Origin of the sequence: Microbispora rosea, from assembly GCF_044460045.1 — a bacterium.
Taxonomy (GTDB): Bacteria; Actinomycetota; Actinomycetes; order Streptosporangiales; family Streptosporangiaceae; genus Microbispora; species Microbispora rosea.
The window spans coordinates 17,841-32,645 of record NZ_JBITJO010000011.1 but is presented as its reverse complement, the minus strand read 5'-3'; the positions used below and the strand labels follow the sequence as shown (position 1 = coordinate 32,645).

Sequence of the window (14,805 nt, the reverse complement as noted above, 5' to 3'; positions counted from 1 at the left end):
GCCGGCGTAATCATCGGCGACCATGACCTCGTCCTGCTCACCCGATGAGCCGACAACGGCCATTGGCAAGCGCCGGGCGGAGTCCTCGAGTTGGGGAGGCCATCAGCGACGGCCTCCGCCGAGAAGTCCTCGAAGAAGCGGGTCTCATCAGCGAGCCCATCGCTCTGCCCGGCGCCTACACGAACATGGTCCTGATACAGCGGTGGCCTGAGGCATCGCCACCCACCACGACACACGAAACGCCTGATCAATCACACGGCTGTCCGTGTGGTCTTCGATAGGGACGGACAACAGCGGGTGACGCGCCTGTGTGACGTCCAGAGCCGCCTGCAGCTGATCGTGTGGCAGACGGACTTACCCCAGTGGTTACGCCGGCACGATGTTGTGGTTCACCCGGAACACGTTGAGTGGGTCGTACGCCTTTTTGATCTCAGCCAGACGCCGGTAGCGGTCCGCGCCGTACACCAGACGCAGTTCTTCCGCAGTGGTGGCCTCGTCCGCGGACAGGAAGTTCACCATGCGGTTGCCCTCAACCGCCCACGGGGCGAGGCGGCGCATGATCCGGTCGAGGTACCCCTGCAGCAGACCGGCCTGGTCAGGCCCGCCGACGCCGGCGGCGAACACGATGAACGGTATCCCTCGTGTGGGCACCGCGTCCGGCACGGCCGGCTCCCGGTCCAGCGCTCCGCCGAGGGCACGGATTTCCACGCTGGCCAGCGGGCAGTCCGAGCCCGGCCCGGTGAGTTCGATGAAGGCGTCCATGGTCTCGGCGGACAGTTCCCGTAGCGCCGTGGTCCGGTCGTAGTAGGGCATCGGCTGCGGGGGATCCATGTGGATCATGCCGACGCTCGTGTACGGCATCTTCGTCACCGCGTCCAGCAGTGGGGTGGTGACGGCCCGGATCGGGGCGATCAGGGCCTCTCCCTCGGAGGCGGGGCCGAGGTGGGCGAACCGCACGTGCAGCACGAACGCACCGCGAAGCGGTTCAGGTAGTTCCGGCAACGCAGGCAGCCGCTGGACCGCGACCGAGGTGGTGGCCTCCTCCGGCAGTCCGGCCGCCCACGTCCGCCAGACGTGCAGGACCTCGGCCATCTGCTCTCCGGCGAAATAGAGTCCACCTCCGTAGAACTCCGTCACCGGGAACAGGCACATCTCCAGTGCGGTCACTACCCCGAAGTTCCCCTTGCCTCCGCGCAGCGCCCAGAACAGGTCTGGTTCGCTGTCCGCCGTCACCTTTCGCAGTTCGCCGTCGGCGGTCACGACCTCGATCATCTGTACGTGTTCTGAGGCATAACCCTGGGACCGGCTGAGGACAGGGCCCTGCCCGCCCCCGAGGACGTAGCCGATCACTCCGACGTCCAGTGAGGAGCCGTTCAGCGGCGCCAGGCCGTACTCGGCCGCTTTCTCGACCACCTCATGCCAGCACACTCCCGCCTCCACGCGGACGATCCGGTTGACGGCGTCGACGTGCACTCCGTTCAACCGCGAGGTATTGATCAGTACGGCTTCGCGCGTCGATCGGATGACCTGATGTCCCGTGGCTCGCACCGCCACCGGCCGATTGTGCCGTGCGGCGAAGCGCACTGCGGCCTGTACGTCGCCCGTGTTCGCGGCGCCGACCACCAGCGCCGGTTCCAGCGGATTGTTGAGGTTGTACGCACTACTCTCCGCGGCGTAACCCTCCTCACCCGGCACCAGCAACGGCCCGTGTATCTCGGTTGCGAGCTCTGCGACCTCCTCGTGGACACGCTCGGCATTGAAGTCAGAAGGCGTTGCACTCACAGGGTGTGTCTCCAAGTATTTCTTTGGGGTGTCGCGTTCCCGGCAGGCTCGCGACCACCGTGATGCCGGCATCGCCCGGCAGCGACGTGAGGGGGCGCGCCTCGACGGCCGCGTGCTCCGCGAGGGTGCCGCAGCGAGTCCAGTCGGTGAGGCCGAACGTCCGCTGTCCCGCCGACAGCCCCGTCGTTCCACAGTCAAGGGCGCTGATCACACCGGCCGACTCGGGCCCGGGGATCGACGGCGTCCGGTCACGCCCGAGGCGATCCGTCCAGTTCGATGGCCACGACAGTTCACACCGGGGTGAATCCCGACGCGTGAACCGCAACGAGGACGTCGTTCCCCGCCGCCTCCGGCTCGGGACGCTCGGCCGGCGTCATCCCGGCCGTTCCCGCGGCCTGATCCGTCACCACAATCGCCTTCATCCGGCACCTCGGTGTGTCCAGTCTTTGCCTGCGCGGCATGTACGATCCAGCCAAAACTGGACGAACTGGTCCAGACTAGTATGGATTCGGAGTCGTTGTGCCCGGTGAGCGGCGAGCGCCTGGCGGCGAGATCAAAGATGTCGATAGGCCTGCGAGCGGGTTGTGTGCTCGATGGTCGATGGGACGCCTCAAGGGGCATCAACGGTCAACCAAACTGGACTAAATCGTCCAAATCGGTGTCGTGCGTCTCCTTCGGCACCACGGCCTTCAGCCACCCTCCACGAGCTGCCGCTGACCGCGACCGAGAAAGGCCCCGGCACCCACATGATCAACCGCGGTGCCGGGGTGCGGCCCGGCCTCTCCGCTTTCCGGTAAACGTCCGAGCGGCCGCGGGTGTCCCGCCCAGAGGCGCCTACGAACGAGAGGCGGGGATTCCTTGGTGTTCCGCCCAAGACGTGGATCGGCCGTGGCGACCTGTCGAGATAGGACAATCACCTCTTTCCCGGCTCTTTCCGCCTCGTATGGTCCACTGGCCAGGAGGGGGGAGGATGCGCCTGCACGACCACTTCTCCATCACGTTCCGCATCACCCTGTTCACCGGGGTGACGGCGGCCTTTCTGTGTGCGCTGCTGGCCCTGTCCATCATGATGGGTGTCCATCATTACGCCAGCGACGACACCACAGGGGAGATCACGGCGGCGGGTGGCCGCGTCGCCGTCCAGCTTGAGCGGGGGGAACTGACCTACCCGCTCGACGTGTACAAGAGTCGCGATCTCCAGGTGGTCAACCCCTCCGGCACTGTGGTCGCCTCGACCGCGAACATGCGAGGCAAGCCGAGAATGGCGCTGTTCTTTCCGCCGGACACCAGGAACAGCGTGACCCGTACCGTGTGCAGCGGCGACTTCCCGACCCCCGGATGCCACGTCGTCGTGGCGCAGTGGGCGCACCGCAGCAGCGGCCGATGGCTGGTCTACAGCGCGGCCCCGGAGGTGCCGCCATGGGTCGATCCCTGGCTGGCCGCGCTGGTGGGAGTGAGTGCCGCGGCGCTGGCCGCGGCCATCACCTATCTGGGGTACCGAGACGTGCGGGCATCGCTCAGGCCGATGGACGCCATCCGCGCGGAACTGGACACGATCAACGAGACCTGCCCCGGCCGCCGGGTGCCGATGCCGCCCGCGGACGACGAGATCCGCGCGATGGCCGACAGCGTCAACCGTACGCTGAGCCGGCTGGACAGCGCGCTGCACCAGGTGCAGAGCGCGCTGCGACACCAGCGCGAGTTCGTCTCCAACGCCTCCCACGATCTGCGCACCCCGATAGCCGCCATGCGTGCCGAGGTGGAGGACGGCCTCCTCGCACCTGAGGAGACCAGCGTGCCCCAGTTGGGTGCGGCCCTCCTGCCCAGTCTCGACCGGCTGCAGGCGATCGTGCACGACCTGCTGACCCTCGATCGGCTGGAGCAGGGCGCGTGCGGCGAACAGTGCAGGGTCGATCTGGCCGTGCTCGTGGCCGCGGAGCTGCGCAACCGTCGGCAGGAGGCCAAGCATGTCGAATGCGCCCTCAAGTCCGGCGTCGTCGTGGTCGGCGACCGGGTGCGTCTCGCTCAACTGCTGACCAACCTCCTCGACAACGCCGAACGGCATGCCAGGACGACGGTCACCGTGTCCGTACGGCACGAACCCGGCGAGGATCACGGCACCGCGGTGCTGGAAGTCAGCGACGACGGGCCGGGCATCGACCGGGACAAGCGCGAGATGGTGTTCGACCGGTTCACCCGGGTGGACACGGCGCGCAGCAGGAACGCGGGGGGCGCGGGGCTGGGTCTGGCGATCGCCCGGCAGATCGCGGAGGCCCACGGAGGCAGCCTGAGAATCGAGGACAGCCCCGTCGGCGCCCGCTTCGTCCTGCGCCTCCCGGCCGTTCCCGACGCGGAGACGACGGCTTCGACCGACGACAGCGTCTCCTCGTGAAACGACGAGGTCATGTCTCCGACGTGACCGACTGGAGGCCGAAGACCCTGGCGGCGTTGTCGTGGCAGACGGCGCGCAGCCACCCGTCCCCGAGGTCCAGGCCGGCGAGGGCCGACAGCGCCTCGGCGTACGGGTAGGGGATGTTGGGGAAGTCGGTGCCGAGCAGGACGCGGTCCTGAAGCTCCAGCAGCAGCGGGACGGCCTCCCGGGGGAAGGGCGCGGTCTCCTCGGTGAAGCCGGTGAAGGCCATCGTCGTGTCCAGGCAGACCGCCGGGTGACGCAGGGCCAGGGCGAGGAACTCGGCATACTCGGGAGTGCCCATGTGGGCGATCACGAGCGGCAGCCGGGGATGCCGGGAGAGCAGGGCCGCGATCGGTTCCGGCCCGGTGTGCGGCCCGGGGGCCGGGCCCGACCCGCAGTGCGTGACCACCGGGATGCCGTGGTCCTCCAGCAGCCCCCAGACATCGTCGAGCAGCGGGTCGTTCGGGTCGTACGCGCCGACCTGGAGGTGCGCCTTGAACACCCGGGCGCCCCGCTCGATGGCCCGCGCGACGTACCGCCCGGCGCCGGGCTCGGGGAAGAACGTCGCCGTGTGCAGGCAGCCGGGCACCCGGGCGGCGAAATCGGCGGCCCAGTCGTTCAGCCACTCCGCCATGCCGGGCTTGTGGGGATAGAGCATGGAGGTGAACGCGCGCACGCCGAAGGCCCTGAGCCGTTCGACGCGGTCGTCCTCGGGCAGCCGGTAGGCGATGGGCCAGGCCCGGCCGACCAGCGGCCCGGCCGAGTCGAAGTACGCCCACACCTTGGTCAGGACGCGTTCCGGCATGAAGTGCGTGTGGACGTCGATCAGGCCGGGCAGGCCCAGTCTCCGCCAGAACGCGTTCACGTATCGGATGTCGTCGTCTGCGGTGAGTATCTCGTCGGGCATGACCTCACACGTTATCCGCCTCCTGCGGCGAGGTAGCGCGCGGCCAGCGCACGCAGGTGGGCGCGCAGCTCGGGAGGGTCGAGCACGGTGAAGGGCACGTCGAGCGCGGTGAGGAAGGCCGTCAGGTTGCGGAGCGAGTCGCCGCCGGTCTCCAGCACACAGGTGTCCGCGCCCTCGGCGCGCAGCAGCCCGGCCGCGGGGGTGAGCCGCGCGCCCACGACCTCGACGGGCGCGTGCAGCCGTACGACGGCCCGGTGCCGCCAGGCGGCCGAGCCCGCCCCGCGTACGACGTGGGCGGCGGCGTCGCCCTCGGGCGGTTCACGCGGGGTGAAGCGGGGGCCGTTCGGGACGCGGAGCCGCACGCGGTCGGCGCGGAAGGTCCGCCAGTCGGCGCGGTCGACGTCCCAGGCCAGCAGATACCAGCGCCGGCCGGTGAAGACGAGCCGATGCGGCTCGGCGGTGCGGCGTCCCTCGTGCCCCCGGTGGTCGAGGTAGTCGAACCGCAGCGTCTCATGGTCGCGGACGGCCGCGGCGATCGAGGTCAGCGTCTCGGGGTCCACCGTGGGACCGTGCCCCGGCACGGCGACCGTCGCGGCGCGCACGGCCTCGATCCGGTGGCGCAGCCGGGACGGCAGCATCCGCTGAAGCTTGGCGAGCGCGCGCAGCGAGGTCTCCTCGATGCCGGTCACGGTGCTGCCCGCGGCGGCCTGCAGGCTGACGACCACCGCGACGACCTCCTCGTCGTCCAGCAGCAGCGGGGGCAGCGAGGACCCCGCGCCCAGCCGGTATCCGCCGGCCGTGCCGGTGGCCGAGCGGATCTCGTATCCCAGGTGGCGCAGCCGTTCGACGTCGTTGCGCACGGTCCTGGTGGTCACGCCGAGCCGGTCCGCGAGGTCGGCGCCGGACCATCCGGGCCGGGTCTGGAGCAGCGCCAGCAACCGCAGCAGCCGTACGGAGGTTTCCAGCATGGTCACAGTCTCCCGCGCATTGCGGAACCGTACGTTCCTCAAGCCCTCCTAGCGTTTGTCTCCGAGGAAGGGAGCACGAGATGTTGCGTGGACTGACGACCGTGAACTTCTGGGCCGACGACGTCGAGGAGGCGACGCGGTGGTACGCCGAGGTGCTCGGCGTGGAGGCGTACTTCGAGCGCAGGGGGCCGGACGGGCGGCTCGCCTACGCCGAATTCCGCCTCGGCGACCATCGGCACGAACTCGGGTTCATCGACCGGCGCTACGCGCCGCACCCGACGGCCGAACCGGCCGGAGCCGTCGTCTACTGGCACGTGGACGACCTCACGGCGGTGCTGGACAGACTGCTGTCGATGGGCGCCAAACAGCACGAGGCGCCGACGGAGCGCGGTCCCGGGTTCGTCACCGCCTCGGTCGCCGACCCGTTCGGCAACATCCTCGGGATCATGTACAACGCCCACTACCTGGAGGTCCTCGAAGGCCGCGGCTGAAAGTTGCAGCGCCGTGCGCGGCCCATCAGGCGCGTACGGCCTGCCGCGCCGGCGTCCGTTGACCGGCCGCCCGCCGATACGGACGATCACGTCATCGGGGCCGTCGACCGACATGAGGAGTGCCGCCGATGAGATCGAAGACGGAGATGAGCGCCTGGCTGACGGCGGTGCTCCTGGCGGTCGCCGCGCTCGTCGCGCCGGTGGTGGTCGAGACCGAGCCGGGGGCCGCGGCCTACGCCCTCACGACGGCGCCGCCACCGCCCACGCCGATCCCGTGCGAGCCCGGCACACCGTCCGCGGGCACGCCGCCGACCGCTCCGGGGACGCCGGAGATCGTCAGCGTCCTGCTGAACTCGGTCAGCCTGCGCTGGGCCGCCGCCACCGACGAGGACGGCATCGCCTGTTACCGGGTGATGGAGACCCGCGACGGCGTCACGTTCCGCGTAGCGACCTTCGGGCCCGACGCCACCGGTGGCGCCTTCGCCCTGGGCTGGCCGCCCAGCGGCGTCGCGTACGTGGACCACGAGTTGCACGTCGTGGCCGTGGACACACTGGGGGCCGTCTCACCCGCGTCGGGGTCGGTGACCGTGCGGATCTACAACGACGTCATCACCACGCCGTCGCCGTCCCCACGGACGATCAACTGCCGGGTGGACTACCGGCAGGTCACCTGGGCGGGCGGGATGACCGCGACCATCGAGCTCACCAACACCGGCACCACGCCCGTGCGGGACTGGCGGCTCACGTTCCTGTTCACCAATCCCGGCCAGACGGTGTCCTTGGGATGGTCGGCCACCTGGTCCCAGACCGGTGCCGAGGTGACCGCGGTGGCTCCCTCCTGGGGCACCGACATCGCTCCCGGTCAGACGGTGCACCTCGGCTTCAACGGCTCCTACGCCGGGGGCGGTTCCAACCCGATGCAGTGGCGACTCAACGGCGAGCCCTGCACCGTGAAGATCGTCACGACGTGAGGTGACGTCGTCGGCACGGCACGGAGAAGCCCGTGCGTTCAGCCGAGGCCGGCGTATTGGCGGGGGCGCAGGGCCTGGGCGCGCAGCGCGGCCAGCGCGGCGCGCCGCCCGGCGTCCGTGAGCCGCCACGGCGGGGCGCCCGCTACACGCGTCTCGGGTTCACGGCCGGCGCCCTCGGGCGCTCGGCCCGGACCATCCAGGCCCAGGGCGTCGAGGCGGTGGCGGAGCCGGGCGAGCGGACCGGTGAGGTCGGCGCCGCCGACCCGGCCGCCGTCCGTCGCGCGCCAGCCCTCGCCGTTGACCACCTCGGCGACCCGGTCGCGCAGCTCGCCGTCCCGCACCACGTCGCCGTCCACCAGGATCATCAGCGCCGACTCGCGGATGGAGACCTCGAAGTCGTGCTCCCCGGGGGCGGGGACGAGCAGGGTGGGCGCCGCCGCGTCCCACATGGCGGCGCGGTCGTCCAGCAGGTTCCTGCCGGTGGTGGTGAGCACCAGCCTCCGGCCGCTGCGCCTCAGCGCCCCGAGATCGTGCACGGCGATCTGCCGAAGCTCGGTGAGAGCGGGCACGTCGGCCTCGCCGCGTACGGCCCCCGACCTGGTCCGATTGCCCCAGCCGAACCGGTCGGCCGCCTCGGCGGCCACGGCACGCCCGACGTTGAGCCGCTCGGTCAGCCGGACCCCGGTGCGGGCCAGGCCGAGTAGCCAGCGCAGCGGTTCCAGGTGCGGCTCGTCCGGAGCCGCGATGGGGGCGTGCAGCCGCACCTCGAAGGGCTGGGCGAGCTCGCGGCGGGCGGTGCCGCGACCGAGCACCCAGCGGTTCAGCCGCTCGCCGTGGACCCGGTGCAGCCAGCAGTCGCCGCCCAGCTCCGGGCGGGGCGCGGTGAGCCACCGGCGGGTCAGCTCCTCGCGGTCCACCGGGTCGCCGGTCACGATGGCCAGCTCCAGGGCGGCCGCGCACGCGACGTGCGCCCCGAGCTCCTCCGGCCCCATGATCGAGCTCCACGACAGCTCGGCGACGTCCGGGGGCAGCACCCCGGTGGCCTCGAGCTCTCGGTGGTAGGCCGCGGCTCCGGCCTCCTCGCCCTCCCTGACGTACGTCAGCAGGATCCGGACGGTGGCCGGGGAGTCGCACAGGGCGGCGTAACGCTCCATGCCCGCGAGCCGCAGCAGCCGGCCGAGAGCCCTGGCGATGGTCGTCTGGTCGCCCGGCACCTTGATCGGCAGCGTGTACCAGAGGAACTCGCACACATCGAACTGACTGATGGTCTCCAGCGCCTCGCCGCCGGCGAGCCACTCGACCGCGACGCGGGCGGACTCGGCGATGTCCGGCTCGGAGCGCTCCAGCTGGGCGAGGAGCGCGGCGACGTCAGGTGCGGGCATGACCCGCAGTCTGCCGTATCGACCCCATCGTTGACGACGACCGGGCATCACTCGCGACCACCCCCCCTCTGGGTGCACCCTAGGGCGCACAGTACGCGCCCAACGATACGGGGGGGTCAGATCCACGAGTCGAACAGCATCCTCGCGTGCCAGGAGTCGTACGAGATGGACTCGGCGGCGATCACGGGATAGAGCCAGCCGAAGTTGACCAGAGCCAGGAGCACGAACGCCCCGACCACGGCCGTGCCGACCACCCGCCGGTTGGGCCGGGCAGGGTCCTCCCTGCCGATGATCAATCCGCACGCCAGCACGAGTGCCAGGATCATGAACGGCACCATCGGCATCGCGTAGAACATGAACATCGTCCGGTTGTCCGCGACGGCGAAGTAGAACCACGGCAGCCATCCGGCGGCGTAGCCGAGCAGCACCGCGCCCGCCCGCCAGTCGCGGGTTGCGACATACCAGGCGATCATGCCGATCAGCGCGAGCAGACCGGCGTACCAGATGATCGGCGTCCCGGTGCCGAGGACCGCCCAGGAGCAGGAGGCGGCGCCGCAGTTCTTCGGCGACTCGTAGAAGAACGCCACCGGGCGCAGCAGCAGCGGCCACTGCCACGGCTCGGACTGGTACGGGTGGGTCGCCTCCAGGCCCGTGTGGAAGCTGAACACCTGCTTCTGGTAGTCGAACCACGAGCGGAGCGAGTCGATGACGAAGTAGACCGGGCCGCTCGAGGTGGCCTGGTCCCAGTTGCGGCCGTAGCCCTTGTCGGTGACGAACCATCCCGTGAACGACACGATGTAGGTGACGATCGGGACGGCCGCCATCCACGCCGCGGCGAGCGGGAGGTCGCGGCGGATGACCGTTCCGTACGGCCGGGGCGTGCCGACGGCCCGCCGGGCGCCCACGTCCCACAGCAGCGTCATGATCGCGAAGGCGGCGATGTAGAAGCCGCCGGTCCACTTGGTCGCCATGGCCAGGCCGAGGCACAGCCCGGCGGCCAGGCGCCAGGGCCGCAGGCCCAGCCGCGGCCCGTCCGCGGGCGACCCCGCCTCGTGCCACGCGGCGAGGCGGCTGCGGGACCAGTCCCGGTCGGCCACGAGGCAGGCGAACCCGGCGAGCACCCAGAACATCAGGAAGATGTCCAGCAGCGCCGTGCGGGACAGCACGAAGTGGAGGGCGTCGAGAGACAGCAGCAGGCCGGCCGCGCAGCCGAGCAGCGTCGAGCGGGTCATCCTGCGGGCCGTGCGGGCGAGGATCAGGATGGACAGCGTGCCGAGCAGCGCGGCGACGAAGCGCCAGCCGAACGGGTTCGCTCCGAAGATCAACTCGCCGAGGCCGATCAGCCACTTGCCGACCGGCGGGTGCACCACGTAGGAGGCGCACTCGCTCACCGAGCCGCACTGCTTGAAGATGTTCTCGTTGCCGGAGAGCAGGAGCTTGTCCGCGCCGTCGACGAACTGCCGCTCGACGCCGTACTTGATGGTGGCGAAGGCGTCCTTGACGTAATACGTCTCGTCGAAGACGACGGAGTGCGGCGTGCCCAGGCGGTAGAACCGCAGGAATCCGCCGAAGAGGGCGACCAGGATGGGGCCGAGCCAGCCCCACATGGCGCTGCCGGGCATGGGCGGCACGAGCCGGTCGCGCAGGGAAACCGCGGGAGCGTTCTCCTGTGGTCCCTCTTCCGGCTGCTCGAACGCCTTGTGAGAATAGTCGGTCACGGCCACGCGGACAGATTACTGGTGAGTCCCCGCCAAGGACACGGGTCGCGCGCGGATTCGGTCATCTGGCCGTTCGTCGATGAATGTTTCACGCCCGCCATAGGGTGGACGGATGCTCGTTCTCGCCGGAGCCCCGATCGGCCAGCCCAAAGACGCCTCCCCACGGCTGCGCGAAGTGCTCGCCGCGGCCGACGTGATCGCCGCGGAGGACACCCGCCGGCTGCGGCGGCTCGCGGCCGACCTGGAGATCGCCATCGGCGGCCGCGTGGTGTCCTACTACGACGCCAACGAGAGCGCGCGGGCCGCCGAGTTGCTGGAGGCGCTGCGCGAGGGCCGGACCGTCGTCGTGATCACCGACGCGGGGATGCCGGGTGTCTCGGACCCCGGCTATCGGCTCACCCGCCTCGCTGTCGAGGCCGGCCTGCCCGTGACGGCGTTGCCCGGTCCGTCGGCGGTGACGACCGCCCTCGCGGTCTCTGGCCTGCCGAGCGACCGGTTCTGCTTCGAGGGGTTCCCGCCGCGCAAGCCGGGGGAGCGGTCCAGGCGGCTGGCGGCGCTGGCGGCCGAGGAGCGCACGATGGTGTTCTTCGAGGCGCCGCACCGCCTGCACGCGACTCTGGAGGCGATGGCGGAGGCCTTCGGCGCGCAGCGGCCCGCCGCCGTCTGCCGTGAGCTCACCAAGACTTACGAGGAGGTGCGGCGCGGCGGCCTCGGCGAGCTGGCCGAATGGGCCGCGGGTGAGGTCAGGGGCGAGATCACGCTGGTGGTGGCGGGACGGACCGCCGAGGAGGCCGCGCCGGGCATCGAGGAACTGGTCGAGGAGGTGGCCAGGCGCGAGGGCGCCGGCGTGCCGCGCAAGCAGGCCATCACCGAGGTGGCCAAGTCGGCCGGCGTCCCCAAGCGCGACCTCTACAACGCCGTCCACGCCACCCCACCGTCGTGATCTTGTAGTTTGTCGCACCGATGATCACGGAGACTGGCCGCCCAGGTCAGCGGCCACGTCTGCGACTAACTACAAGATCACGCGCGGTGATGGCGGCGGCGAGGCAGGCGAGGGGGGCGGCGGGCAGCAGGTAGCGGTAGTCGAACTCGGCCGTCGCCGCCGGGGCCAGGATGAGCCCCACCGCTCCCAGCCAGGGCAGCAGCGCGGGCCCGCCGAGGTCGCGCCAGCGCCGCGCCAGGCCGTAGAGGCCGAACAACAGCAGCATGCCCAGCACGAGGCCCGGCAGCCGTACGACCTTCTGGTAGCCGATCATGATGTCCGACCACGGCGAGACCACGTGCGTCGCGGCCGGGCCGTTCTCGTACGCCTCGGCGTCCTTGTCCGTGGTGCTGTGGTAGGAGCTCCACTTGGGCAGCTTGCGGGTGTACTCGTTGTCGAACTCGTACTGCAGGAAGGTCTTGGCGTCGGGGAACCGCGGACGGCCCCACTGGAAGGCGCGGAAGAAGTCCTTGGCCACCGCGGCCAGGTAGTCGCCCGGCTGGGCCAGGATCGCCTTCTTCGCGAAGGCGCTCGCGTTCGCGTTGATCTCGGGGGTGAACTTCATGCCCGAGCCGAAGACGTGGAGCTGGTTCTGGTCGTCCCACCACAGGTACGCCTGGGCGGACAGGCCGCGGTCCTTGGGCGCGACGTTGATGCACAGCAGCGCCAGCTCCAGCTCGCGGCGCTCGTCGATGTCCATCTTGTGGCAGTCGGCGAACAGCGACGTCCTCATGTAGAGGATCACCCCGTCGCTGTTGGTCATCGCGAACTGGCCGTTCACCGCCTTGAACCAGCCCATGTAGGCCAGCACGGGCAGCGCGCACGCGGCGACCATGGCGGCGATCGGCTTCCAGCCCGCCCGTTTGATCACCAGGTAGGCCACGACCAGGGCGAGGATGGGCAGGCCGATGCTCCGGGTCAGCGCCGTCAGCGCGAGCAGCAGCCCGACCACGGCGCCGCTCCGCCAGGTCATCCGCTCCCGCCAGAGCACGAGCGTCACCACGCCCACGACGAGCAGGATGAACATGGTGTCCGACATGATCAGCTGTTCGAGCTGGATCTGGTAGGCGTCGAACATCACGGGGGCGGCGGCCAGCGTCGCCCCCCAGCCTGGCATCCCAAATCTTCTGGTCAGCAGCGCATAAATAAGGAACGCCGCCGCGAGGCCCATGAGGTGCTGGGTCAACACCACGAGCGAGAAACTGTGGAACGGCTTGAGCAGCAGCAGCCAGAAGCTGTACCCGTCCGGGCGGATCGGGTGCGGACGCGGGCGCAGCGCCACGGACACGTAGTCGTAGGAGTCGTTGAACCACATGGCGGGGCCGAAGCCCAGCATCGTGACGATCCGCAGCACGAAGGCGACGCCGAGCGTGACCGCGAAGATCCGGTGCCGGCGCAGCAGGGCGAGCGGACGGCCCCAGCCGCCCGCCGGGGAGACGTTCACCGATGGAGGATCCGCGATCGCGACCATCAAAGTCGCGCGGATTCGACCGCCTGCTTCAACTGGCGGGTGAGTCCGCGCTTCCTCCCCTCGAGTTTCGCCGATGCCTTCCATGGGACACCCGCGGGCGTGTGACGAAGGACGACCGCGCCGTCCGGGCGGAGTTCCGGCACGTCACCTGCGGGCATACCCCGCACGCCGACGTGGCCGGCGCGCTGAGAACTCTCCGGGCCGGGCTCGTCCTCTGCGACGCCGCTTGGCCGGCGACGCGGGGAGCCCGCCGCTCCAGCGGTGGGTGGAGTCACGGTTACAGAATGCCAGCCGTTTCACGGACTTGACTCGGGCGCTACGGGGAAGCGGGCATCATTGGTGTCCTGCCGTCATATGCGAGGAGTTGCGACGTGGAACTTACCGTTGTCATGCCATGCCTCAATGAGGCCGAGACCGTTGAGATCTGTGTTCGCAAGGCTCTCACCTGCATGCGCGAGAACGGAATCGACGGCGAGGTGGTCATCGCCGACAACGGCAGCACCGACGGCTCGCAACAGCTGGCCCGCGATGCGGGCGCCCGGGTTGTCCATATTGACGAGAAGGGTTACGGCAACGCCCTGATCGGCGGCATCCGGGCTGCTCGCGGCAAGTACGTCATCATGGGCGATGCCGACGACTCCTACGACTTCACGAGCCTGATGCCCTTCGTCGAGCAGCTCCGGGACGGCGCCGAGCTGGTCATGGGCAACCGGTTCCGCGGCGGCATCGCACCGGGGGCCATGCCCCCGCTCCACCGCTACCTGGGCAACCCGGTCCTGTCGTTCATCGGCCGGCTGTTCTTCCCCAGCGCGATCGGCGACTTCCACTGCGGACTGCGCGGCTTCCGCCGCGACTCGATCCTGCGGCTGGGACTCCAGACCGGTGGCATGGAGTTCGCGTCCGAGATGGTCGTGAAGGCGACCCTGCAGGGGCTCGACGTCCGCGAGGTGCCCACCACCCTGTCGCCCGACGGCCGCTCCCGCCCGCCGCACCTGCGCTCCTGGCGGGACGGCTGGCGTCACCTGCGCTTCCTGCTGCTTTACAGCCCGCGCTGGCTGTTCTTCATCCCGGGCCTGGTGCTGATGAGCCTCGGCCTCGTCGCCGGGGCCGCGCTGTCGTTCGGCCCGGTCTACATCGGCAAGCTCGCCTTCGACGTCGACACGCTTGTCGGCGCGTCCGCGATGGTGGTCAGCGGTTTCCAGGCCGTCTTGTTCGCGTTGTTCACCAAGGTGTACGCGGCCGAGGAGGGCTTCCTCCCCGAGGACCGGCGCATCCGCAGGCTGGTGGACGTCGTCACGCTGGAGAAGGGCCTGCTCGCGGGCGGCGCCCTGGCCGTGGCCGGTCTCGTCGGCCTGGTGGCCTCGCTCGCCCACTGGGGCGGCCGCGGCTTCGGCGAGCTGATCCCGGCCGAGTCGCTGCGTCTCGTCGTGCCGTCGGCGACCGCGTTCGTCATGAGCTTCCAGACGATCTTCGCGTCGCTGTTCATCAGCATCCTCGGCATCCGCCGTACGCGGGAGAACCCGGTCGACATCGCGGCGTCCGCCGCCGAGGAGGCCGCCGAGGCCGTCAGCCGCGAGTCCGAGACCACCGCCGACCGCGAGTCCGTGGCCTAGAGCGCCGCGGGATCCTCCTGCCGCCCGCCGGCTCGCGCGGGAACCGCAAGATCGAAGACGCGGCGGGGTGCTCCGGCACCCCGCCGCGTCTTCTCGCGTCAGGTGAA

General features: G+C 70.2%; 12 protein-coding genes. 5 read left to right on the top strand and 7 right to left on the bottom strand.

Features of this window, described 5'->3' with window-relative positions:
- Positions 1-366: 366 nt before the first annotated feature.
- Both ACIBK1_RS33520 and ACIBK1_RS33515 read right to left on the bottom strand, forming a co-directional pair.
- Positions 367-1,782: an FAD-binding oxidoreductase gene (locus ACIBK1_RS33520; protein ID WP_396739700.1), complete on the bottom strand. Its 1,416-nt coding sequence runs from the start codon at positions 1,780-1,782 to the stop codon at positions 367-369.
- 290 nt (positions 1,783-2,072) lie between these two features.
- Complete coding sequence (locus ACIBK1_RS33515; protein ID WP_363530123.1) at positions 2,073-2,204, bottom strand: hypothetical protein; 132 nt, start codon at positions 2,202-2,204, stop codon at positions 2,073-2,075.
- A 548-nt stretch (positions 2,205-2,752) separates the two neighbouring features.
- Between ACIBK1_RS33515 and ACIBK1_RS33510 the strand changes: the two genes are divergently transcribed.
- Positions 2,753-4,174, top strand: coding sequence for a sensor histidine kinase (locus ACIBK1_RS33510; RefSeq protein WP_051762489.1), 1,422 nt, complete (start codon positions 2,753-2,755; stop codon positions 4,172-4,174).
- 10 nt (positions 4,175-4,184) lie between these two features.
- Here ACIBK1_RS33510 and ACIBK1_RS33505 read toward each other — a convergent pair whose 3' ends face one another.
- Together ACIBK1_RS33505 and ACIBK1_RS33500 are read right to left on the bottom strand one after the other, a co-directional pair.
- Positions 4,185-5,102, bottom strand: coding sequence for an amidohydrolase family protein (locus ACIBK1_RS33505; RefSeq protein WP_036408595.1), 918 nt, complete (start codon positions 5,100-5,102; stop codon positions 4,185-4,187).
- Between the two features lie 11 nt (positions 5,103-5,113).
- Positions 5,114-6,070, bottom strand: coding sequence for a helix-turn-helix transcriptional regulator (locus tag ACIBK1_RS33500; protein ID WP_396739697.1), 957 nt, complete (start codon positions 6,068-6,070; stop codon positions 5,114-5,116).
- A gap of 80 nt (positions 6,071-6,150) precedes the next feature.
- Here ACIBK1_RS33500 and ACIBK1_RS33495 point away from each other — a divergent pair, with 80 nt between their 5' ends.
- Both ACIBK1_RS33495 and ACIBK1_RS33490 read left to right on the top strand, forming a co-directional pair.
- The gene (locus ACIBK1_RS33495; RefSeq protein ID WP_363530128.1) at positions 6,151-6,561 is read left to right on the top strand and encodes a VOC family protein; all 411 of its coding nucleotides are present in this window, start codon (positions 6,151-6,153) and stop codon (positions 6,559-6,561) included.
- A 128-nt stretch (positions 6,562-6,689) separates the two neighbouring features.
- Positions 6,690-7,532 carry a cellulose binding domain-containing protein gene (locus ACIBK1_RS33490; protein ID WP_396739695.1) on the top strand — a complete coding sequence of 281 codons (843 nt, stop codon included), beginning with the start codon at positions 6,690-6,692 and terminating at the stop codon, positions 7,530-7,532.
- 38 nt (positions 7,533-7,570) lie between these two features.
- Here the strand turns inward: ACIBK1_RS33490 and ACIBK1_RS33485 are convergent, their stop codons facing one another.
- Positions 7,571-8,914, bottom strand: a complete 1,344-nt coding sequence (locus ACIBK1_RS33485) for a hypothetical protein (RefSeq protein ID WP_396739693.1) — start codon at positions 8,912-8,914, stop codon at positions 7,571-7,573.
- A 116-nt stretch (positions 8,915-9,030) separates the two neighbouring features.
- A complete protein-coding gene (locus ACIBK1_RS33480) occupies positions 9,031-10,638 on the bottom strand; it encodes a dolichyl-phosphate-mannose--protein mannosyltransferase (protein ID WP_030511396.1) in 1,608 nt (535 codons plus the stop codon).
- Positions 10,639-10,744: 106 nt separating this feature from the next.
- Between ACIBK1_RS33480 and rsmI the strand changes: the two genes are divergently transcribed.
- Positions 10,745-11,575: a 16S rRNA (cytidine(1402)-2'-O)-methyltransferase gene (gene rsmI, locus ACIBK1_RS33475; protein WP_030511397.1), complete on the top strand. Its 831-nt coding sequence runs from the start codon at positions 10,745-10,747 to the stop codon at positions 11,573-11,575.
- A 46-nt stretch (positions 11,576-11,621) separates the two neighbouring features.
- Here the strand turns inward: rsmI and ACIBK1_RS33470 are convergent, their stop codons facing one another.
- A complete protein-coding gene (locus ACIBK1_RS33470; protein WP_396739691.1) occupies positions 11,622-13,058 on the bottom strand; it encodes a hypothetical protein in 1,437 nt (478 codons plus the stop codon).
- A gap of 398 nt (positions 13,059-13,456) precedes the next feature.
- Between ACIBK1_RS33470 and ACIBK1_RS33465 the strand changes: the two genes are divergently transcribed.
- A complete protein-coding gene (locus ACIBK1_RS33465) occupies positions 13,457-14,698 on the top strand; it encodes a glycosyltransferase family 2 protein (protein ID WP_063754704.1) in 1,242 nt (413 codons plus the stop codon).
- Positions 14,699-14,805 lie beyond the last annotated feature (107 nt).